Raw genomic sequence first — 17,994 nt, 5'->3', positions numbered from 1 at the left:
CACCGGGCGATTGCCAGTTCCGTCACAGACAGCCGCACTAGGCTTCGAATCGTCCGTGTTCATCCCCACGATCAGCATCGACAGTGTATTCGACCAACTGAGAAGGACCGTGCCATGGCATTCGACAAATTCCTCGACAAGGCCAAGAACCTCGCCAACGATCCCAAGATCAAGGACAAGCTCAATTCTGACAAAGCTGAGAAGGTCACCGACTCGGTCCTCGACAAGGCCGCCGGTGTCGCTGACTCCCTGACCGGAGGCAAGCACTCGGACAAGATCAAGAAGGCCCGGGACGCCGCCGACAATGCCATCGGCAATGACCGTGATCAGACCGGTGGAGCGAATCGCAGCGACGATCAGCCCGGCGGTGCGAACCGCGGCGACGACGTTCGTGGGAACGATGTCCGCGGAGATGATCGTGGCGACAACGGTCTCGACGGCGGCAACGGACCTGCCGGAAACCGCTGATCATCTGCGTCACCTGATCGAGCCCCTGCCGACTGCGGCAGGGGCTCGATCTCTGTTCGGCGGTCTTAAGCGGACGCAGCGGTGCGGCTGACGGTGCGGCCAGCAGGGTCAGATATGCGACTGTGCAGACAATCCTGGCTCAGGAATCGATGTCCGGGGCCGGCACACCCTTCGGATCGGCGTCGATCGTGATCCGCACTGCGTCGATGACAGCACGATCGTGCAGGAGATCCTCGGCCGGTACAGTCCACGAGTCCCCCGTCTTCTCTCCGCATGACTCGCCACGGGGAGAGAAGACCTCACAGTCGACGGCAGAGATCGGTGCCGCGGACTCGATGACGAGGTCTCCTCGGTCCAAGGGACGGACATACACGACGACGCCATTGTCCTGATCGCCGTTCATGTCTGCTGCAGGCACCGCTGCCCCCGCCACCTCGTAGTTGAGGACCCCTCGATGAGATCCCGCAGCCAGCCTATCCGTGGAGAATCCGATATCGACGGAATGCAGCTCTGACTCGATGGTCGCCTCGGCGGGAGCCGAATCGATGGTTCCCTGCGGATTCGAATAGTGCGCCCGCAGGTACGGCGGCAGCAGAGACTCGGAATCGGGCAAGCGGAAGCCATCATGGATGTCACCGCCGAATCCCCAAGCCGTCTCCAGCGCCAGGTCGAGTTTCGTATCCATCCGCACCGAGTAGCTGCCATCGGCGGCGATGCTGACCGTGTGCTCAGCAGTCTTGTCTCGCAGCGGGTTCGGCGCTGCATCCACTCCGCCGGGCGCTGCGATCACAGTCGTGATCACCGCAGTCACGGCGAGCGCCGCCATAATGGAGAACGCTCCCCGGGTTCCGAATCCTCTCTTCGTCTCGCTCATCACTGCCTCTCCTCTGCAGGGATCGGGGATACTGTCATTCCCGTGGGAGGAGTGAAGGCGATGATTTCATGACTGTCCGTCAGGGACTCCCGCCAGACCATATGGGTTCCGTCTTCGGCCGCGTCGCCGCTGTTGATCGCGTCGCTGTCATCGACTCGCGAGAATGCCTCAGCGTCACACCCGTCACCAAGATCGAAGTCGACGTTGTCGGCCGGACAGTACACCGGCCCGTCGGTGTCGATGTCCAAAGTGTGCGTCGTCGGTGTGCGCTGACCATTCCCGATCACGGGGACGGGCACGGCGAAGAATTCCTCGCCGGCCACGGTGATGAACACATCGTCAAGGACGTATTCGAGCTCGACGACATGACGGCCTTCGCTCCACGGCACGGCCTTTCCGTCGGAATCCTGCGAGGTGAACTCGAAGAGAACCCCCGGGTGGTCGAAGCCCTCCCGCTTCGTCTCTTCGACGTCGATGTGCAGCTCTCCGCGGGACTTCGGTGAGTCCTGAGTCGAATCGTCGGCTGTGCTCAGCTCGACTGCTCTCAGCGCCGACGGCTTCGGCATCATCGCCAGCCTGTTGCCGGTCCGCGAATCACTGCCCACGCCGACATCACTGATCCACAGACCGACCGGTTTTCCGCCTTCAGGCGGGCTTTCGAAGATCAGCCTTTGGCGGATCTGCACAGTGCCGTCTCTGTGCGGGTCCACCTCGGTGATGGTTTCCTGCGGGGTCAGCGCATGTTCGGGCAGGCTTTTGGTCTCAGGGTGGGGAGCCGAGTACCGCAGCACCAGCGCGATCACGATCACGCCGATGACGGCGACAGTGAACGCGATGCCGATGAGGAGGAGCAGCTTGGGGCGGGTCATGACTTCACACTATGGCCGGGTCCCGTCACAGGAGCTGCACAGTCGGTGCCAGACCTGGAACAATCGCTGGGTGCGGCGCTGAGACTGTGCCGCTGAGTGCGTCATCGAAGTACCTCCGCACCGGCCCCGTTCGGCCGAACCGGTGGCTCTGCTGCCGACGATCGGCAGCCGGCGGAGGAGTGTGTGAGAATGGCAGTCTGCGTCAAGCTACGCTGTGCCCACCGACCACGACTGCAGCAGGAGGTGCCATGCGATCGCCTATCCCGGATTTCCTCGATGAGACGCTCGACCGATTCCGACCGGATCGGTCCGGCGAGAATGCGGACTATATCCCGGACCTCGCCTCAGCGGATCCGGAGAAGCTCGCGATCTGCATCTCCACCCTCGACGGCGTCGAGTACACCTCCGGCGATGCCGACTATGAGTTCTCGATCCAGTCGATGTCGAAGCCCTTCATCTACGGCCTCGCCCTCGAGCAGGAGGGCCTGGCCGGGGTCCTCGAGATGGTCGGCGTCGAACCCAGCGGTGAGAAGTTCAACGAGCTCTCCCTGGACAAGAAGTCGGGTCGGCCGCTCAACCCGATGATCAACGCCGGGGCCATGACTATTCACTCCATCCTCGGCGATCCGGGTGCAAGCTTGGCCGAACGCACGGAGATCGTGCGCGCCGGACTCTCTCGGTTCGCCGGCCGAGAGCTGTCGATCGACGAATCGGTGGCCGACGGCGAATGGCGGGAAGCCTACCGCAACGTCGCCATCGCGAACATGCTCCGGTCCTACGACATCTTCTATGACGACCCCGACGAGGTGGTCCGCGGCTATATCGAACAGTGCGCGATCACCGTCACCGTCAAGGACCTCGCCATCATGGCCTCGACGCTGGCCGGCGGCGGCATCAACCCGCTGACCGGCGAACAGGTGCTCTCCCCCAGGGTCAATCGGCAGGTGCTCGCAGTCATGATGACCTGCGGCATGTACGACGCGGCCGGCGACTGGATGACAGAGATCGGGATCCCCGCCAAGAGCGGAGTCTCCGGCGGTGTCTTCGGTGTCATGCCCGGTCAGGTCGGCATCGCCACGTTCTCTCCGCGGCTGGACAGGCACGGCACGAGCGTCCGCGGAGCGAAGATCTTCCAGGACCTCTCAGATCGGCTGAGCCTGCACATCATGGATGCTCCGGAACCGGCCCGCTCGATCATCCGCCGTGACCGTCGCTTCGTCGACTCGGAGGGCAAGATGGTCCGCATCTGCAGCCTGCAGGGACTCATCCAGTGGAGCGGTTCGGAGAACGTCCTGCGCACGATGGACGAACCCGGTTCCACCACGAACACCTTCGTCCTCGACCTGCGCCGCGTCAACGAGATCAACTCCGTCGCCCGGAGCATGCTCACCGAGGCGCTGTCACGAATGAAGGACGATGGGATCCGCGTGGTCCTGCTCGACCCCGACGACATGATGCAGTGCAAGGGGCCGAACTCCGCGCTTCCGGGCGTGCAGATCCTCGATTCGCTCAAATCGGTCAAAGGACTCAAACGCATCCGCGACGATCGTCGCCGGGAGATGGCCGACCGCTCCAACTGACGGGGGCCTGTGGGCCCGCCCTCTGGGCTCGGGGCCGGTGGGTGGTCGACAGAGATTTGATAAGGTGAGCCTTACTGAACCCCTGCGCCGAGGCGGCTCCACACTTCAAGGCCGACCGTGAGCTTCCAGGGGCACCCCGTTTGAGAAAGGCCGCCTGTGACGACCGCACCCAACACCCCCGAACGCACCGCACGACCCGTCCGCCAGCAGGCTGTTCTCACCGTGCTCGAGACGACCGAAGTCAGCCCGCACCTGGTGCGGATCCGCCTCGGCGGGGACACCTTCGACAACATCGATTCGAACGATGCGACCGACAAGTACGTCAAGCTCCTCTTCGCCGATCCGGCACACGGGCTCGTCCCGCCCTACGACCTGACGAAGCTGCGCGAGCAATCCCCCGAGAAGCTGCCGAGTCGCCGTACCTACACGGTGCGCGAGATCAACCTGGACGAGAAGTGGCTGAGCATCGACTTCGTCATCCACGACGATGACGGAATCGCCGGACCGTGGGCGAAGAGCGCGAAGCCGGGAGACACGCTGGTCCTCTCCGGCGCGGGCGGCAAGTACGCCCCTGCCGCCGAATCCGACTGGCACCTGCTCATCGGCGACCATTCCGCGATCCCCGCGGTGAGTTCGGCCATCGAGGCCATGCCCACCGGAGCCGCCGGGGTCGTCCTGGCCTATGTCGCCGACGACGCCGATCGCGTTCTGCCCGAGGCGCCGGAAGGCGTCGAGGTGAGATGGGTGGACTCGGACGACGAGCTCATAGCCGCAGTTGAGGGGCTCGAGTGGCGTGCGGGCACTCCGCAGGTCTTCGCCCACGGCGAGCGCGAGACGATCAAGGCGATCCGCAAGATCCTCAAGGACCGCGAAGTGCCGCGGGAGTCGCTGTCGATCTCGGCGTATTGGGCCCGCGGCCGTGCCGAGGACCAGTTCCAGGCCGAGAAGCGCGAGCCCATCGGCCAGATCGACTGATTTCCCTGCCTGGTCACAGCGACCGCTCAGGTCGCCGTCGACCGCTCGAGTTGTCGCCGACCGCTCACGCCATAGGGTGAGCGATCGGCTGGGGTTCAGCTGCGGCGGCGGGCGAGGAAGAAGGCCGCAGTGCCGATGGCGATGAGACCGACAGCGATGCCGCCGAGGATGAGGTACTGACCGAGGTCGGCACCGGTGCGCGGCAGCGGGTCACCGTCACCGTCGCTGGATGCTTCGGAACCGTCTGCACTCGAGCCAGCTTCGCTATCCGACTCCGCCCCGTCAGCAACCGCACCGTCAGCGCGCGAATCCGCTTCGCTGCCCGCATCGGCCCGAGCGCTGTCGTTCGCACCCGACTCGGAGTCGGACTCGCTGCCGGCCGCGTCGACCTGATCATCCTCGGTCGCGTTGTCGTCGGCACCCGCGTTGTCGTCTGCGCCGGCGTCCTGATCTGTCCCGGCGTTCTCATCGGCACCAGCATCCTCGTCAGTCCCGGCGTTCTCATCGTCGCCGTCGTCTCCACCGTTCGCGAGATCGGCCACCGAGTAGAGACTTGTCGTTCCCGAGACCTCATTGCCGACGACGAGCGCAGCCTCACCCGTCGGCGACTCATCGGAGCCGAGGAACGTAATGCCCTCCGGTCCGAGGTCTCCGGCGCTCGCGAGCAGCGCAGCAGGATCCGAGGCATCTTCGATCTCGTCCTCGACGGAGACCGAGAAGGCCCGATTGTTGAAGTAGGTCGCGAACTTCGGGGCGCTCGGGTCGCTGAGGTCGAAGGCCGCTATTCCGCCGATGCGTTCGAAGCCGACGAACGCGTAGGTCGTCTCCCCCACCTCGCCGATGGTCAGCGCCTCGGGCTCTGGGCCCTTGTCGTCGCTGCGTCCTTCGAGGTTCGACTCGGAATGGTTGGAGTTGAAGAACTCGGGCACCGCCTCGGCGGTCAGCTTCTCGAACTCGTCCCCGGAATCGGCGACGAGCTTCCCGTCGGTGGTCCACACGGAGAATGAGCGGGCGCCGAAAGCCACGAGCTCCTCATAGCAGTCGCCGGCGTCGTTGAGACCCAGATCGGTGATGATGTTCAGCCGTCCGAGGTCCGCGTCGCCGAGTCTGTCAGCCAGCGGCGAGGTCTCGCACACCGGTGCGAGGCCGTCCTCGCCGAGGTCCTTGACCCTGGCCGCATCGACGAAGTCGCCCCACTCACGGGAGTCGCCCTCGTTCGCGGTCACGAGGTAATCGGTGCCGCCGGCAGAGAGCGTCGAGATCATGTCGGGCATGTACGCGCCCTTGAGCCCCTCGTATTCCGTGATGTTCACGGTCGGAGCATCCTCGGGATCCCGGTCCGACGCATCGAGTCCGTTGCCTGCCTGGCCATGATCTTTGAGGCCCAACGGGAGGATCTCCTCGACCGAAGCCGAGGCGATATCGACGACCGCGATCGCGTTCGCTTCCTGCAGGGTCGCGTAGGCCTTGTCACCGGCGACAGTGATGTACTCGGGTTCGAGATTGCGCGAGATCGGCAGGTCCTCTTCGGGTGTGGGTCCGAAGATCCGCACATCCTCGGGCAGGGTCTTCGCTCCGCCCTCCTCGAACTCGTGGAAGTCCGCAGTGTGCACGTCCGCGTCCGACGGCGCGGCCACCTCGGCGGGGAGATCGATGACGGACACCGACCCTTGCGGATCGGTCGAGAAATCATCGGCCGGTTCGCCCTCGTTCGCAACCAGGGCATGGCTGCCGTCCGGGGCGACGGTGACCATGTCGGGCAGGGACCCGACGGGAACCTCGCCGAGGATGTCCGCCTCGGGGTCGTTCGCGTCGAAGAACATCACGGTTCCCGGTTGTGTCTTGTCCTCGTCCTCGAGGGCGATGACGCCGAGGCCGTCCTCACGGATGGAGATCGAGTTCGCGACCCCGGTGCCGGTGATCTCGGAGACCTTATGCGGGTTGGTCGGGTCGGAGGCGTCGATGACGTCCACGGTGGCCGCCTGGGCGTTGACGGTGAAGACCGTATCGCCGTGGACGGCGGTGATCTCGGCGGCGGACTCGTCGAACTGTCCGGTCTCGTGGGACCCGAGGAAGCCCATCTCGATCTGTGCGTCCGAGGCCGAGGAGCTGATCGGATCGTCCACTTCCGCGGCGTGAGCGGTGCTCGTGCCTGGCACCGTGCCGCCGACGGTGAAACCGGTGGCCAACAGGAGGGCGGCCGCCTGGGCCGTGAGCGTCTTCGCGGACAGTGGGATCGGCATCGGTTCTCCGGGATCGATTGGGCGTCGCGGGCCGACTGAACCCGCAAACACCTATTCATAGGCACCCAGAATGGACCGGCTCCGAACCGCAGATGGACGGATGGTGAACACACTCAGCGACTGCTTCGGTTAACGTCGACCGCTCACGACCATCCTGGCAAATAGGGTATACAGTGAGCGCTCGGCGCTGAGGCGAGCGGTCGGTGAGGTCGCCAGGGAGAGCTCAGCCGAGATCGAGGTTCTCGGCCACCTCGGCGACCTTGCGCTTCGCTGCCGCATCGAGGTCACGCACCGGCAGAGGCAGGGTGTCTGCACCCACGAGTCCGAGATGTTCGGCGATGGCGGCGGTCACGCGCAGGCTTCCGCCGAATTCGGTGAACAGATCCCACAGCGGCTGCAGCTCGGCCGAGAGTTCGCGGGCGAGCTGTGCATTGCCGAGTTCCGCGGCCCGCGTGATCTCGAGCATCGGCTCGGGGATGGTGCCGCCGACTGCCGTGTACCAGGCATCACAGCCGGCGATGAGGCCCTCGGCACCATGGGCATCGCCGGAGATGCCGATCGTCACCTCGTTGCCGATGGCCGCACGGATCTCGCCGATGCGCTCGTCCCATCCGGCGGGCGAGGCAGGTGCTCCGGGGATCTTGATCGAGGCCACACCGTCGAGCCCGGCCAGACGCGAGTAGAGCTCGGTGGTGAACGTGAAGTGCGTGGTGCCGGGGTTGTCGTAGACGACGACGGGCAGGTCGGTGGACTCTGTGACGGTGCGGAAGAGTGCGAACACCTCATCCTCGGTCAGCGGCTGATAGCTCACCGGTGCCAGCAGCAGCCCCTGCGCTCCGGCAGCTTCGGCGGAGGCGACATTGGCCAGAACGTCTCTCGTCCGCAGCGCACCGACTCCGATGAAGACGGGGATGTCCAGGGCGGATTCGACGCTCAGTTGCGCCACCCGGGCGCGTTCGTCGGTGTCGAGGTAAGCATACGAACCGGTCGATCCGAGCGCCGTGATCGAGTCGACTCCGGCAAGCACGAGACGTTCGATGAGCCCGATGAAGGCATCCTCGTCGAGGGAATCGTCCTTCAGCGGGGTCAGCGGAAAGGCACTCAGCCCGGTGAACAGGGACGGGTCGGGGGTGTTCGTCAATGATCCTCCTCGGGTGGACGCGGGCCACCGATGGCGCGAACCTCGGGTGGCCGCGACGAAACGCGGTCGGCAGCAGCGGATGGGCCCGCTTGCGTTCAGTCTGCCAGGTCAGTCGAGAGTAGGCAGGTACATCTCGAACCGATCGAACTCCAATTGTGCTGAGGCGACCTCCACGGCCGCCGCACCGACGGCGTTGGCAGCCCGCAGCGCGCGCTCCGGTTCGAGTCCGCTGGTCAGGCCGATGGTCAGCGCCGCGCAGTAGGCGTCTCCGGCACCGACGGTGCTCACGGGATTTGCGGGGACCGCCTCGGCGAAGGCGATCTGCTCACCTCTCTGCAGCAGTGCCGACCCTTCCGCCCCGTAGGTGACGGCCACGAGCTTCGCGTTCTGCAGCTGCGGCAGCTGGGAGTACTCGTATTCGTTGACGATGATGAGGTCGGCACGGTCGACCACCTCGGCGGGCAGTTGAAGGGCGGGAGCCGCATTGACGGCGAGGAACCCGGGCACATGGTTCGCGAGCTCGACGATGAGATCGAGGGAGATCTCGAGTTGAGTGAGCACGGCCTCGTCGGCCCGGAATTCGATACCGTCGAGGCTGACCTCGGCATTCGCTCCTTCGCAGACTGCGATCTGATTCTCACCGTGGGCGTCGACCATGATGAGTGCGGTCCCGGTCTCGGCGGTCGCCTCGGCGATGTCATCGGTATCCACCCCGGCGGAGCGGAGGGCCTCGAGCATTGCCCTGCCGTCGGAGTCTGGGCCGACCGCACCGATCATGCGGGTCCGCGCACCGAGGCGTGCGGCAGCGGCGGCCTGGTTCGCCCCCTTACCGCCGGGAGAACGGGACAGTCTGCCTCCTCCCACGGTCTCGCCGGCGGCGGGAAGTCGGGAAGTGGTGGCGGTGATATCGGCGTTGATGCTGCCGACGACCGTCAGGGAGCAGTCGATGGGCATGGCCCCATTATCGACGATCCAAAGAGGGCGGATCGACGACGATTGTCGGCGATCGGAATCGGGCGGGTGTTGGCAAAACGTGGGCACACAGCGAACATGAGAGAAGCCCCGCGATCCATCTGCACAGATCACGGGGCTTCCCGATCGGGGTGAGTAACGGGACTTGAACCCGCGACATCCGCGACCACAACGCGGCGCTCTACCAGCTGAGCTATACCCACCACATGCGCTGCGCCTTCAGGCGCAGACAGCAAGATACATCTTAACCGCACCCGCCTGACCCGGGCAAACCAGAACCGCCCCTTCGGCCCGATGAGACGCAGATCTCATTACATGCAACGATTCAGTAGCGATCTATAACGGTTTCGGAAAACTGGTAGGAGCGACCCTCGACATTCATTAGTATTGACTCGGCCCTGTCCTCGATAGCTGTCAAGGAACCCTGTACATGCCTCGTGCGTTGATCTCCGTCTCTGATGACGGGTTCACCTACACCACCCTCAACGGGGCGACGAGTCGCTATTCGGACACCGGACAGGCCATCTCCTACCTCGGCGACTATGCCAAGGAGACCGCGACTCCCCTGACCGTGACGATCGACGACGGTACGAAGACGACCGAGATCGGCATCGATGTGAATGGCCGAGTCGGGGCGGTTCCCAAATACAACACCGGCGCCGAGGAGGTCGCGGACGAATCATCGACCGCTTCGTCCGCGCATGGTTCGGCTGAGACGGCCGGACAACCGGACGACGCCGACCAGAACACAGGCGGCGAGAACACGAACGGCCAGAGCACACACGGCCAGTCCGCCAGCGGGCAGAACGGCTTCGCAGCCTATGACGACTCATCAGGGTCGAACGGCGACAGCTACCCGATGGGCACTCCGTTCTCCGGACCGGCCGCACCGGCCACGCCGACAGTGAAGAAGACACCGGTGCGCAAACGGTCGACACGCAACCGTCCGCAGCGACTGAAGAAGATCACTATCCCAGGACTCGTGCTCATCGGTCTGGCGATCCTTATGATCGGCGCCTTCGTCGTTCCCAATATCGTCCCCGTCGACTCCCCCGATACCCCGCAGACGATCGGTTCGGAGCAGCAGGTCAACCCCGCCTCCGAACTCTCCGTCGACAATACCCAGGACATTGTTCCCAGCTACGACAACTCCCCCACGTGGGAAGCCGAGGTGCCCAAGCGCGCCTCGGTGACAGCCTCCGATCGCGGCGTGCTCCTCGTCAACGACAACCGCCTCGAAGTCCTCGACGCCGACACCGGCAAGTCCCGGTACAAAGCCAAGATCGATCAGTCCCCGACCTTTGCCGTCGATACCGTCATCGACGGCCGCCCGGCCCTGCTGTGGCAGTCGGGCAATACCGCCGAGGCGCTCTTCGACGGGGAATCGAAGCCGAAGACCTACCAGTTGCCGGAGAAAGCCCGCATCACCTCCGCAGGCAAGAGCGTGCTCATCAAGTCGGGCAACAAGCTCTCGACCTTCGGCGCCGAGGGCCTGGAAGACGTGCCCACCCCGCAGGCCGGCTCGACACCGATGGCCATCGACGATGATGAGATCTTCAGTTCGGACTGGAACGGTCCGGTCACAGCGAAGAACATCAAGTCCGGCGACGAACGCAGCATCAAGCTCGAAAGCCCCGGTGACGAACTGAAGATCATCGACTGGATCTCCGCTGGCCACGGCAAGGCGATCACGTTGTGGGGCGAACAGGGCGCTTCGACTAACTCGGGTCACAGGATCCAGCTCGTCGTCCACTCCCTCGACGACGGGTCGATCCTCTCGACCGTGACCACGACAACTGACATCGTCGGCGAGAAGTCCTGGGTGCGCGGGCAGGCGGGAGAACGCGCCTATATCGGCCCGTATCTCTTCGACCTGGAGACGGGTCTGCTGCTGATGGACGTCTCCAGCCGTGATATCCATCTCTCCGAACCGCGCGGATCCATCGTGCCCTGCACGATGGACACGAGCACCTCGTGCCTGCTCGCCGGCAAACAGGCGTTCAAGACCGATACCGACCTGCTGGCGGTCGTCGACAAGGGCAACGAGGCCCTGGTGCTCGGCGACGACTCGACCGTTCGCGCATATCCGAAGAAGTCAGAGACGCAGGATCGCTGATTCCGCGCCACGGCGAAACACGCCTACGGCTTTAACACATCTGGCCGAGACATTAAGATAGTGCTCGATGTGTCTGAACGTCATGTCCCCTTGACCCAATGAAGTCGGAATCCCCACCGCGAAGGAACGTAGTGCCAGTCTCACACAGGTTCAGCCGCAGAGCCGCCGCAATCGGCGCAGCGCTTGCCCTGGCAGCACTACCTATCTCGGCGACGTTCACTCCTGCATTCGCGCAGCCGAGTCCCACCCCCACGGCAGACGCCAGTTCGAGTGCCGAGGCTGGTGCTTCCGCAGGAGCAGATTCCACGTCCGCGGACGACGCTGATTCGTCGGCAGACGGTGCTGACGGTGCCGACGACGATTCGAGTAGCGCCGACGACAGCAGTGCCGAGGCCGAAGGCGGAGACGGCGGTCCCAATCCAGCTGAAGAGGGTGACAAGGCCTGCGCGGATCCGAAGTGGACCTCGGGCGATCCATGCGCGATCAACGGCGAACTCACAGCCGAGTGGCAGAGGATCGGCAGTCGACTGTCCGTTCCGGCGAACGATCAGGACGACCCTGAAGGCACCTTGCCGAAGAGTTGGGTCGGAAAGCCTTTCAAAGCCCCCAAACAGGCGATGAAGCGCATTCCGGCCCAATCGTCTGACACCCATTCCGGGGACTCGACCACGAACGACTCCGACACCGACGACAGCGGCCAGCCCGTCGCCGAAGCGACCGCACAGGCTTCTATCCCGGACACTGTTCAGTTCAACAAAGACGGCGTGATCGTTGGTGCCGACGGCTCCGGTCCAGTGAAGTTCGAGAACTTCGATGCCGGTAAGGGGCCTGATCCAAAGTGGACTTTCGCGCTCAACAACGGTGGCCAGATCGCCGTCACCGACGGGCAGCCCTACCCTGATGACGAATCCGGCGACGACGCCGAAGCATCCGCCGACCCGGAGGGCGCCGATCAGGACGGCTCGAACTCCGATACCGTCAGTGGGACGGCGGACAGCGATTCCGCCGCAACAGACGATGGCGCGGCCTCGTCCGGCGGTTCCACCACCGACGGCGGCGAAGAGACTGCTGACAAGGATGCGAACAACTCCGACGACGGCTCTGCGAACGACCGCGGGGCCAGCAAGGACGGGTCGTCTGCGGACAGCGACACCTCAAAGGACAGTGACACCTCGACCGATGGCTCCACCTCATCGGATTCGGGATCGAAGGACCGCGCGAACACCTCGGGTGACAAGGACTCCGACGGCCGAGAATCTGACGCCGACACCGGCTCAGGCTCGGACGGCTCACGCGGCAGCGATTCCGACAGGTCGGGCTCCGATTCGGACTCCGGCGACGATGACGAGAAGGAATCGGACAAGGATGGTTCCGGCTCGTCGATCGGAGCCTCTGATGCCGACGGCACCACCCCGGACCCGTCGAATGGCAATGGCTCCCCCGATGATGAGCGCGAGACCATTCCCGGCAATGCTGGTGATGAATGGCTGCCCGGGGATGACGAGGATACCGAAACCCCTGACTACTCGGACCCTGTGCCTCGCAACCCCGACGAGCCTGCGCCCAAAGACGATACGGACCTCATCACGGGTGGCGATCAGCCGTCCCCGCGAGCCAACCAGAATCCGGCGACCTCGTTCGGCGAATCCATCATCTCCACGATCGTCAGCTCCTGGCCCATCTTCGTCCTCGCCGCCTCCGGTATGGCCGCGGTCGGGTTCATCATCTACCTCATGGGACGCCGCGGAAAACAGGAATGAGGCCGCGTGGACCTCTTCGACTCCGAACTGCGAGTCATCGCCGCTGCCGAGCAGCTCGTTAGCGGACTCGGCAGCGATGACAACCACACCGTTGCCGCTGCCGCGATGGACGCCTCCGGTCGCATCCATACCGGCGTCAACGTCTTTCACTTCACCGGCGGGCACTGCGCGGAACTCGTCGTGATCGGTGCCGCCGCGGCAGCGAACGCCGGACCCCTGGTCACGATCGCAGCGGTTGGCGACCGGAACCGCGGTGTGCTGGCCCCGTGCGGACGCTGCCGTCAGGTCATCCTCGACCTCCATCCCGATGCGCTCGTCGTCGTACCCGACGACACCACGGGCCAGACGTCGATTGCCCCGATCCCTGCCCTGCTCCCCCACTCCTATCGGCACCCGGATTCTGATCCCAAACGGCTGCTGAGGTTCCACGCTAGATACTTCGAGGCCGTCGCGGACGGGACGAAGACGCTGACGGTGCGGTGGAACGAAGGCCACTGCACGGGTCCGGCTCTGGCGTACTTCGAGAACACCGCGCATGGCACGCTCCCCGTGGAAGTCGCCTCGGTGATGGTGAAGCGACTCGACGAACTGCGATCTGAGGATCTCGACCTCACCCGCTCGAGTGGATTGGAGCGGTATATCGCCAATCTCCGCGGTCACTACCCGACCATGCCCGCGGACGCGAGCGTCGAGATCGTAAGATTCCGTCGAACCGCGGCCGATATCTGACACTCGCAGTGCCCAGCCGCTAAGCTGGACAGCGAAGCACTGTGGCACAAGGTCACAGACGCAGCAAAGCATTCTCGACCGGGAGGACTCGACCCGATGACTGACAACGTCTACACCTCAGATGTGACCGTCGACCAGGCGACAACCGCGCAGCTCGCGGAGTCGATCCGACTGCGCGAGGAGCGCATCGCCGAGAACATCGACGAGCTCGTCGGCCGCATCCACCCGAAGGTGCTGGCGACGCGGGCAGTCAACAAGGCGAAGTCCGAGGTCGTCGAGGAAGACGGCTCCCCCAAGCCCGAGATCATCGCACTCGGTGCCGGTGCCGTCCTCGGTGTGGCCGCCCTCATCGTCGGACTCTCCGGTCGCAAGCGTGGCTGATGCCGCACTACCGATCCGGATGCTCCATGACCGGATCCTGCTCGAACCCAGCGCGGAAGCCGGGGAACGCAAATCCTCGGCGGGCATCGTCATTCCCGCCACCGCCAGCATGGGCAGACGCCTCGTGTGGGGCAAGGTCGTAGCGGCCGGCCCGCACGTGAGGCAGGCCAACCTCGGCGACACCGTCCTCTACGATCCCGAGGAACTCGCCGAGGTGGAGCTCGAGGGGCGCGCGTATGTGCTGTTGCGCGAACGCGACGTCCACGCGATCTCCGAACCGGCCGAACAGTCGAGTTCCGGAATGTATCTCTGAAGTGCCTCCGGGCATCGAGGACGAAACCGGTGCGGTGGAGGGACTATTGATCAGTGGGTTCCGGGTCGCCGGATTCGCGGGCAAAGGGATTCTGACCAGGGGCTTGCGACCTTCATCACAAAACTGAATATGGGCCGATCTCGGTTTGCATGATCGGTCGACACCTGAGTAATATTAATTCTCGTTGCACAGCATGTGCGGCAAGCACCTCTAGCTCAATTGGCAGAGCAACTGACTCTTAATCAGTGGGTTCCGGGTTCAAGTCCCGGGGGGTGCACACTTCGGCAGAACCGCCGCTTGGATCATCCAGGCGGCGGTTTTCTGCATTCACACCCAGAGTCCACGCTGCGGGAACGCGGAACGCCAGTTCGATGCGTTTCGCGACGGCAACGAGGTCACGAGGCTGGGTGCGACCAGACTCCCATGCTCCCAGCGTCACCTTCTTCACCTGGAGTGCGTTCGCGAACACGTCCTGCGACACGCCAACCTCACGACGAATACGGCGGATGCGGTCGGAAAAATTCCACGCCGGGATCCAGAGACCGTCGTCATTGTGTCCTACCTGCGGGTTTGTACTCATAGATATAAAAATAGCAGACATACCTAAACCTACACAACCCTAAACACCAATCATTTTACCGGTCGTGTCGATTCTTGCATCGCCCATGTAGATATGGTTAAATTCTCGGCATGAGTCAAACGACACATAGATACAGCGCCGACGAGCGTATACCGATCGGCGAAGCAACCCGCATTCTCGGCGTTGCCGCCAACACACTTCGCCGCTGGGAAGCTGAAGGCAAGATCAAGTCCACACGCACTCCGGGGAATCAGCGTCGATACCTCCTGGGCGACGTCGAAGCGCTCGCAGCCGGTGACTCGCCGGTTGCGAATGGACACGACTCCCCCGCATCGAAGCGGGTGGCGTCATGAGCCCGGTCACCCATCCCGACGACGAGCCGAACGACGAAGGCGCTCGCCGCTATGTCGAAAGAATTGCTGCTTACCAGAAGGCAATGCAGGAACTCGGGTACGGCCAGCCGCCTCGATCGGGCGAGCAGGAACTCTGCTCGGAGGGCGAGATAGCCGAGGCGCGCGCCCGAACCGAGCAAAAATTCGCGGAGGTCGGCGACAGGCTCGGCCGCCTCGGCACCCGGTCATCTACGCGAGGACGACTCCCCAAGAGCGATCAACGCCGCATCGACCTGGATCAGCGCCTCGCCGACAGCCTGGAAGAGATCTCTGTAAGCCTCAGCAACGACCTCAAACTTGTCGTCGCTCGTCTCGGCGCCGTCGAAACGGTGCTCGTAAAACTTGATCTTCTCCTCCATCGTCTCGGCGAACTTCATAGAGATGTGCATAGGTTCCATGATTCTTCCCTTGCGGGTCACGGCGCGGACCCTGTATCTGCGCCTACGGCAACGACGGAAGCTGCTACTTCTGTCGTTGGGGACATCGTAAGGGACGGCAGTGACTCTCCTCCCGAGGCTCTCGACACCTCGGTTGAGGATTCCACTGCCACCGGTGCGGCCGCCACGTCTCAGCGGCCGCACCACAATCCATCCACCGAGTCAGGAAGTGATCAACGATGACCACACCCACCCCGGCCACTATCCGCAGGAACACCACGATTAACCAGGCGATCACCGACGCTGAGCGTCTCGCAGCAGTCCTCCGCCAGTACCGCGGCGCACAGCGCGACGGTTTCCCGATGTCGCACCTGGCACGCATCGAAGCCGTCCTAAAGCAGGCCACGAACAGCGTGTTCGACATGGTCGCCGGCGAACGCCGAGACCTCGTCGAGGCTGGCATCGCCGCTGAGGAGGACGAACGCCTCCGCCTGGCCGCAGCGTGGCCCCTCCGCCCGGTTGGATTCCGCCCGGAACCCACCCTGCCGGAATCGGCAGTGCTGCGTTCCGTCTCAGCAGGAGACTGCGACTGATGCCCCGCGCCGAATTCCCCACCGAGCAGGAGCAGTCGCGCCTCGATGCACTGTTCAACATGAAGCTCGCCACGAAGCACCGCGTCGAAGCGCTCGCCAAAGAGGTCATGGCCGCCCCGGTCTCCTACGGCATGGACCCGGACAACATCGATCCCGTCGCCGACACGCTCCTCAACATCTACGACGAAGCAGACGCGAACATAGCGGCGCTCCGCCTGATCACTGAGGACGAGGTCGTGTCGAAGATCCGGCAGAAGCCGACCCCATGAACCGGGTGGGTCCCGGTGGAGGGGGAAGCCCCGGGGCCTGCTCGCAGCCATTGCAAATGAAGAAGCCCCCAGCAGTTGGAGTGCTGAGGGCCAAAGACACCAGGAAGGTGACTAACCAATGTCTACGAACCAGTCTAGCGGACTCGTCAACGTCATCGACGGAGTCCCGTTCACCACTTCGGAGATCGTCGCCGAGAACGCAGGGATCGAACACCGCGCCGCGCTACAACTCCTCGAGACCCACCACGGCGTGATCGAAGAAGCATTCGGAACTATCGCATTTGAAATGCGGAGGTCGGGAGGGCGCCCAACCCGGTTCGCCCGCCTCACCGAGGCACAATCGACAGCTCTACTGACGCTCATGCGGAACACACCGCAGGTTGTCGACTTCAAGGTCAACCTGGTCAAAGCGTTCGCCGAGGCGACGAAGACCTCGGTGCCGACACTCCCCTCACGCGCGGCGCTCGCCCAGATGGTCCTCGACGCCGAGAAGGAGCTCGAAGCCGCGAAGATGCAGGCCGAACTCGACGCCCCGAAGGTTCGCTACCACGAGCGATTCGTCGCCGAGACCGACGACATCATGACGATCGAGTACTTCGCGTCTCACTGGGGAACAACGGAACCACAGGTGCGCAAGATGCTCATCGAGAAGAAGATCGCCGTGCGCCGATGCATCGGCAAGAAGTGGTCCAAGTCGAAAGGGTGCATGGTCGACGAGTTCGAGTGGCGGCCCCGGCAGGGCACCCGGTACGTCGAGTGGTTCAAGGTACTCCCCCAGCACAACGCACCCCGGCACCACAACGGACAGGTGCGACAGACCATGTACCTCTTCTCGTTCCACTCCGAGGACCTGGCCGCGAAGCTCGGCCTCACTCAACCGGTCATGTTCGACGGCGGCGATGCGGCATGAGCGCACAGACGCGCGCCGAGGTGCGCCGGTTCCCGCGTGAGGTGTACTTCCTCCGCCGGCTGCTCAGCATCTATCTGCCGATGATCGTGATCGGCATGGCTGGCTACTTCTACTCCTACTCGATCACCCTCACCGCGAACGGGCTCTCCGCCCTCACCATGCTGTGGGTCATCGGGTGGGTCGGCATCGCCGCCAAGGACGGGAGCCGGTCGTGAGGTACCAGGTGAAGATCCGCCAGGAGCAGCCGAAGTGGACGAGCGCCCCGCATTCGCGTCGGATGTGGGAACTGTACGTCGTGAACCGGCATTCGAAGGTGTACGAGTACTACGTCTCCGTGTGGTCGTTCGAAGAAGCGATCTTGCTGTCCTCGCGAGTCTGGATGAAGTCGAACCACGTCAGCCCTCTCGAATTCCAGGAGGCACCGTGCTGACCCGCGTCGACAAAATTCTCGC

The 17,994-nt window shown here is 64.0% G+C and carries 21 protein-coding genes and 2 tRNA genes; 15 read left to right on the top strand and 8 right to left on the bottom strand.

Annotation, left to right across the window (positions count from 1 at the left end; all coding sequences use genetic code 11):
• Positions 1 to 114: 114 nt before the first annotated feature.
• Positions 115 to 468 (top strand): antitoxin, encoded by a 354-nt coding sequence (locus KTJ89_RS11450; RefSeq protein WP_172171146.1) that lies wholly within the window; start codon positions 115 to 117, stop codon positions 466 to 468.
• Positions 469 to 607: 139 nt separating this feature from the next.
• Here the strand turns inward: KTJ89_RS11450 and KTJ89_RS11445 are convergent, their stop codons facing one another.
• Both KTJ89_RS11445 and KTJ89_RS11440 read right to left on the bottom strand, forming a co-directional pair.
• Positions 608 to 1,342: a hypothetical protein gene (locus KTJ89_RS11445; RefSeq protein WP_259357829.1), complete on the bottom strand. Its 735-nt coding sequence runs from the start codon at positions 1,340 to 1,342 to the stop codon at positions 608 to 610.
• Positions 1,342 to 2,211, bottom strand: a complete 870-nt coding sequence (locus KTJ89_RS11440) for a hypothetical protein (RefSeq protein WP_259357828.1) — start codon at positions 2,209 to 2,211, stop codon at positions 1,342 to 1,344. The genes KTJ89_RS11445 and KTJ89_RS11440 overlap by 1 nt, the downstream gene beginning before the upstream one ends.
• 248 nt (positions 2,212 to 2,459) lie before the next feature.
• On the opposite strand from KTJ89_RS11440, the gene KTJ89_RS11435 reads away from it, so the two are divergent.
• Together KTJ89_RS11435 and KTJ89_RS11430 are read left to right on the top strand one after the other, a co-directional pair.
• On the top strand, positions 2,460 to 3,791 hold the full coding sequence (locus KTJ89_RS11435) for a glutaminase (RefSeq protein ID WP_139908515.1): 1,332 nt from the start codon (positions 2,460 to 2,462) through the stop codon (positions 3,789 to 3,791).
• A gap of 156 nt (positions 3,792 to 3,947) precedes the next feature.
• On the top strand, positions 3,948 to 4,766 hold the full coding sequence (locus tag KTJ89_RS11430) for a siderophore-interacting protein (protein WP_139468913.1): 819 nt from the start codon (positions 3,948 to 3,950) through the stop codon (positions 4,764 to 4,766).
• 95 nt (positions 4,767 to 4,861) lie between these two features.
• Here the strand turns inward: KTJ89_RS11430 and KTJ89_RS11425 are convergent, their stop codons facing one another.
• From KTJ89_RS11425 to KTJ89_RS11410, 4 genes are all read right to left on the bottom strand, one after another.
• Positions 4,862 to 7,009 (bottom strand): choice-of-anchor I family protein, encoded by a 2,148-nt coding sequence (locus KTJ89_RS11425; RefSeq protein ID WP_259357827.1) that lies wholly within the window; start codon positions 7,007 to 7,009, stop codon positions 4,862 to 4,864.
• A 223-nt stretch (positions 7,010 to 7,232) separates the two neighbouring features.
• The gene (locus KTJ89_RS11420; protein WP_259357826.1) at positions 7,233 to 8,150 is read right to left on the bottom strand and encodes a dihydrodipicolinate synthase family protein; all 918 of its coding nucleotides are present in this window, start codon (positions 8,148 to 8,150) and stop codon (positions 7,233 to 7,235) included.
• Positions 8,151 to 8,258: 108 nt separating this feature from the next.
• Complete coding sequence (locus tag KTJ89_RS11415; RefSeq protein ID WP_259357825.1) at positions 8,259 to 9,104, bottom strand: ribokinase; 846 nt, start codon at positions 9,102 to 9,104, stop codon at positions 8,259 to 8,261.
• Positions 9,105 to 9,252: 148 nt separating this feature from the next.
• Positions 9,253 to 9,325: transfer RNA gene (locus tag KTJ89_RS11410), tRNA-His, on the bottom strand.
• A 227-nt stretch (positions 9,326 to 9,552) separates the two neighbouring features.
• Here KTJ89_RS11410 and KTJ89_RS11405 point away from each other — a divergent pair.
• From KTJ89_RS11405 to KTJ89_RS11380, 6 genes are all read left to right on the top strand, one after another.
• Entirely contained in the window at positions 9,553 to 11,238 is a 1,686-nt protein-coding gene (locus tag KTJ89_RS11405) for a hypothetical protein (protein ID WP_181271620.1), read from the top strand.
• 131 nt (positions 11,239 to 11,369) lie between these two features.
• Positions 11,370 to 12,998, top strand: a complete 1,629-nt coding sequence (locus tag KTJ89_RS11400) for a hypothetical protein (RefSeq protein ID WP_259357824.1) — start codon at positions 11,370 to 11,372, stop codon at positions 12,996 to 12,998.
• Positions 12,999 to 13,004: 6 nt separating this feature from the next.
• On the top strand, positions 13,005 to 13,727 hold the full coding sequence (locus KTJ89_RS11395) for an ASCH domain-containing protein (protein WP_259357823.1): 723 nt from the start codon (positions 13,005 to 13,007) through the stop codon (positions 13,725 to 13,727).
• Positions 13,728 to 13,823: 96 nt separating this feature from the next.
• Positions 13,824 to 14,108: a DUF3618 domain-containing protein gene (locus KTJ89_RS11390; protein WP_062862037.1), complete on the top strand. Its 285-nt coding sequence runs from the start codon at positions 13,824 to 13,826 to the stop codon at positions 14,106 to 14,108.
• The gene (locus KTJ89_RS11385) at positions 14,101 to 14,421 is read left to right on the top strand and encodes a GroES family chaperonin (protein WP_039209700.1); all 321 of its coding nucleotides are present in this window, start codon (positions 14,101 to 14,103) and stop codon (positions 14,419 to 14,421) included. The genes KTJ89_RS11390 and KTJ89_RS11385 overlap by 8 nt, the downstream gene beginning before the upstream one ends.
• Positions 14,422 to 14,625: 204 nt before the next feature.
• Positions 14,626 to 14,698, top strand: a tRNA-Lys gene (locus KTJ89_RS11380).
• Here the strand turns inward: KTJ89_RS11380 and KTJ89_RS19380 are convergent.
• Entirely contained in the window at positions 14,660 to 15,001 is a 342-nt protein-coding gene (locus KTJ89_RS19380; RefSeq protein WP_374990277.1) for a helix-turn-helix domain-containing protein, read from the bottom strand. The genes KTJ89_RS11380 and KTJ89_RS19380 overlap by 39 nt on opposite strands.
• A gap of 110 nt (positions 15,002 to 15,111) precedes the next feature.
• Between KTJ89_RS19380 and KTJ89_RS19375 the strand changes: the two genes are divergently transcribed.
• Complete coding sequence (locus tag KTJ89_RS19375; RefSeq protein WP_374990271.1) at positions 15,112 to 15,354, top strand: MerR family DNA-binding transcriptional regulator; 243 nt, start codon at positions 15,112 to 15,114, stop codon at positions 15,352 to 15,354.
• Positions 15,355 to 15,578: 224 nt separating this feature from the next.
• On the opposite strand, the gene KTJ89_RS11375 is transcribed toward KTJ89_RS19375, so the two are convergent.
• The gene (locus KTJ89_RS11375) at positions 15,579 to 15,770 is read right to left on the bottom strand and encodes a hypothetical protein (protein WP_259357822.1); all 192 of its coding nucleotides are present in this window, start codon (positions 15,768 to 15,770) and stop codon (positions 15,579 to 15,581) included.
• Between the two features lie 239 nt (positions 15,771 to 16,009).
• On the opposite strand from KTJ89_RS11375, the gene KTJ89_RS11370 reads away from it, so the two are divergent.
• From KTJ89_RS11370 to KTJ89_RS11350, 5 genes are all read left to right on the top strand, one after another.
• The gene (locus KTJ89_RS11370) at positions 16,010 to 16,363 is read left to right on the top strand and encodes a hypothetical protein (protein ID WP_259357821.1); all 354 of its coding nucleotides are present in this window, start codon (positions 16,010 to 16,012) and stop codon (positions 16,361 to 16,363) included.
• The gene (locus tag KTJ89_RS11365; RefSeq protein WP_259357820.1) at positions 16,363 to 16,632 is read left to right on the top strand and encodes a hypothetical protein; all 270 of its coding nucleotides are present in this window, start codon (positions 16,363 to 16,365) and stop codon (positions 16,630 to 16,632) included. The genes KTJ89_RS11370 and KTJ89_RS11365 overlap by 1 nt, the downstream gene beginning before the upstream one ends.
• 118 nt (positions 16,633 to 16,750) lie before the next feature.
• A complete protein-coding gene (locus tag KTJ89_RS11360) occupies positions 16,751 to 17,542 on the top strand; it encodes a Rha family transcriptional regulator (RefSeq protein WP_259357819.1) in 792 nt (263 codons plus the stop codon).
• Positions 17,539 to 17,757 carry a hypothetical protein gene (locus KTJ89_RS11355; RefSeq protein ID WP_259357818.1) on the top strand — a complete coding sequence of 73 codons (219 nt, stop codon included), beginning with the start codon at positions 17,539 to 17,541 and terminating at the stop codon, positions 17,755 to 17,757. The genes KTJ89_RS11360 and KTJ89_RS11355 overlap by 4 nt, the downstream gene beginning before the upstream one ends.
• A complete protein-coding gene (locus KTJ89_RS11350) occupies positions 17,754 to 17,972 on the top strand; it encodes a hypothetical protein (RefSeq protein ID WP_259357817.1) in 219 nt (72 codons plus the stop codon). The genes KTJ89_RS11355 and KTJ89_RS11350 overlap by 4 nt, the downstream gene beginning before the upstream one ends.
• Positions 17,973 to 17,994 lie beyond the last annotated feature (22 nt).

Origin of the sequence: Brevibacterium sediminis (assembly GCF_024895295.1) — a bacterium.
GTDB lineage: Bacteria > Actinomycetota > Actinomycetes > Actinomycetales > Brevibacteriaceae > Brevibacterium > Brevibacterium sediminis.
The sequence above is the reverse complement of the archived record's forward strand: the minus strand, read 5'-3'. Positions and strand labels throughout refer to the sequence as shown.

Bases quoted from the DNA above. Each gene is read 5' to 3' on its own strand.
- KTJ89_RS19375 (WP_374990271.1), top strand. From the start codon at position 15,112: ATGAGTCAAACGACACATAGATACAGCGCCGACGAGCGTATACCGATC.
- KTJ89_RS19380 (WP_374990277.1), bottom strand. From the start codon at position 15,001: ATGAGTACAAACCCGCAGGTAGGACACAATGACGACGGTCTCTGGATC.
- KTJ89_RS11370 (WP_259357821.1), top strand. From the start codon at position 16,010: ATGACCACACCCACCCCGGCCACTATCCGCAGGAACACCACGATTAAC.
- KTJ89_RS11390 (WP_062862037.1), top strand. From the start codon at position 13,824: ATGACTGACAACGTCTACACCTCAGATGTGACCGTCGACCAGGCGACA.
- KTJ89_RS11355 (WP_259357818.1), top strand. From the start codon at position 17,539: ATGAGCGCACAGACGCGCGCCGAGGTGCGCCGGTTCCCGCGTGAGGTG.
- KTJ89_RS11440 (WP_259357828.1), bottom strand. From the start codon at position 2,211: ATGACCCGCCCCAAGCTGCTCCTCCTCATCGGCATCGCGTTCACTGTC.
- KTJ89_RS11415 (WP_259357825.1), bottom strand. From the start codon at position 9,104: ATGCCCATCGACTGCTCCCTGACGGTCGTCGGCAGCATCAACGCCGAT.
- KTJ89_RS11450 (WP_172171146.1), top strand. From the start codon at position 115: ATGGCATTCGACAAATTCCTCGACAAGGCCAAGAACCTCGCCAACGAT.
- KTJ89_RS11445 (WP_259357829.1), bottom strand. From the start codon at position 1,342: ATGAGCGAGACGAAGAGAGGATTCGGAACCCGGGGAGCGTTCTCCATT.
- KTJ89_RS11425 (WP_259357827.1), bottom strand. From the start codon at position 7,009: ATGCCGATCCCACTGTCCGCGAAGACGCTCACGGCCCAGGCGGCCGCC.
- KTJ89_RS11375 (WP_259357822.1), bottom strand. From the start codon at position 15,770: ATGAAGTTCGCCGAGACGATGGAGGAGAAGATCAAGTTTTACGAGCAC.
- KTJ89_RS11435 (WP_139908515.1), top strand. From the start codon at position 2,460: ATGCGATCGCCTATCCCGGATTTCCTCGATGAGACGCTCGACCGATTC.
- KTJ89_RS11360 (WP_259357819.1), top strand. From the start codon at position 16,751: ATGTCTACGAACCAGTCTAGCGGACTCGTCAACGTCATCGACGGAGTC.
- KTJ89_RS11405 (WP_181271620.1), top strand. From the start codon at position 9,553: ATGCCTCGTGCGTTGATCTCCGTCTCTGATGACGGGTTCACCTACACC.
- KTJ89_RS11365 (WP_259357820.1), top strand. From the start codon at position 16,363: ATGCCCCGCGCCGAATTCCCCACCGAGCAGGAGCAGTCGCGCCTCGAT.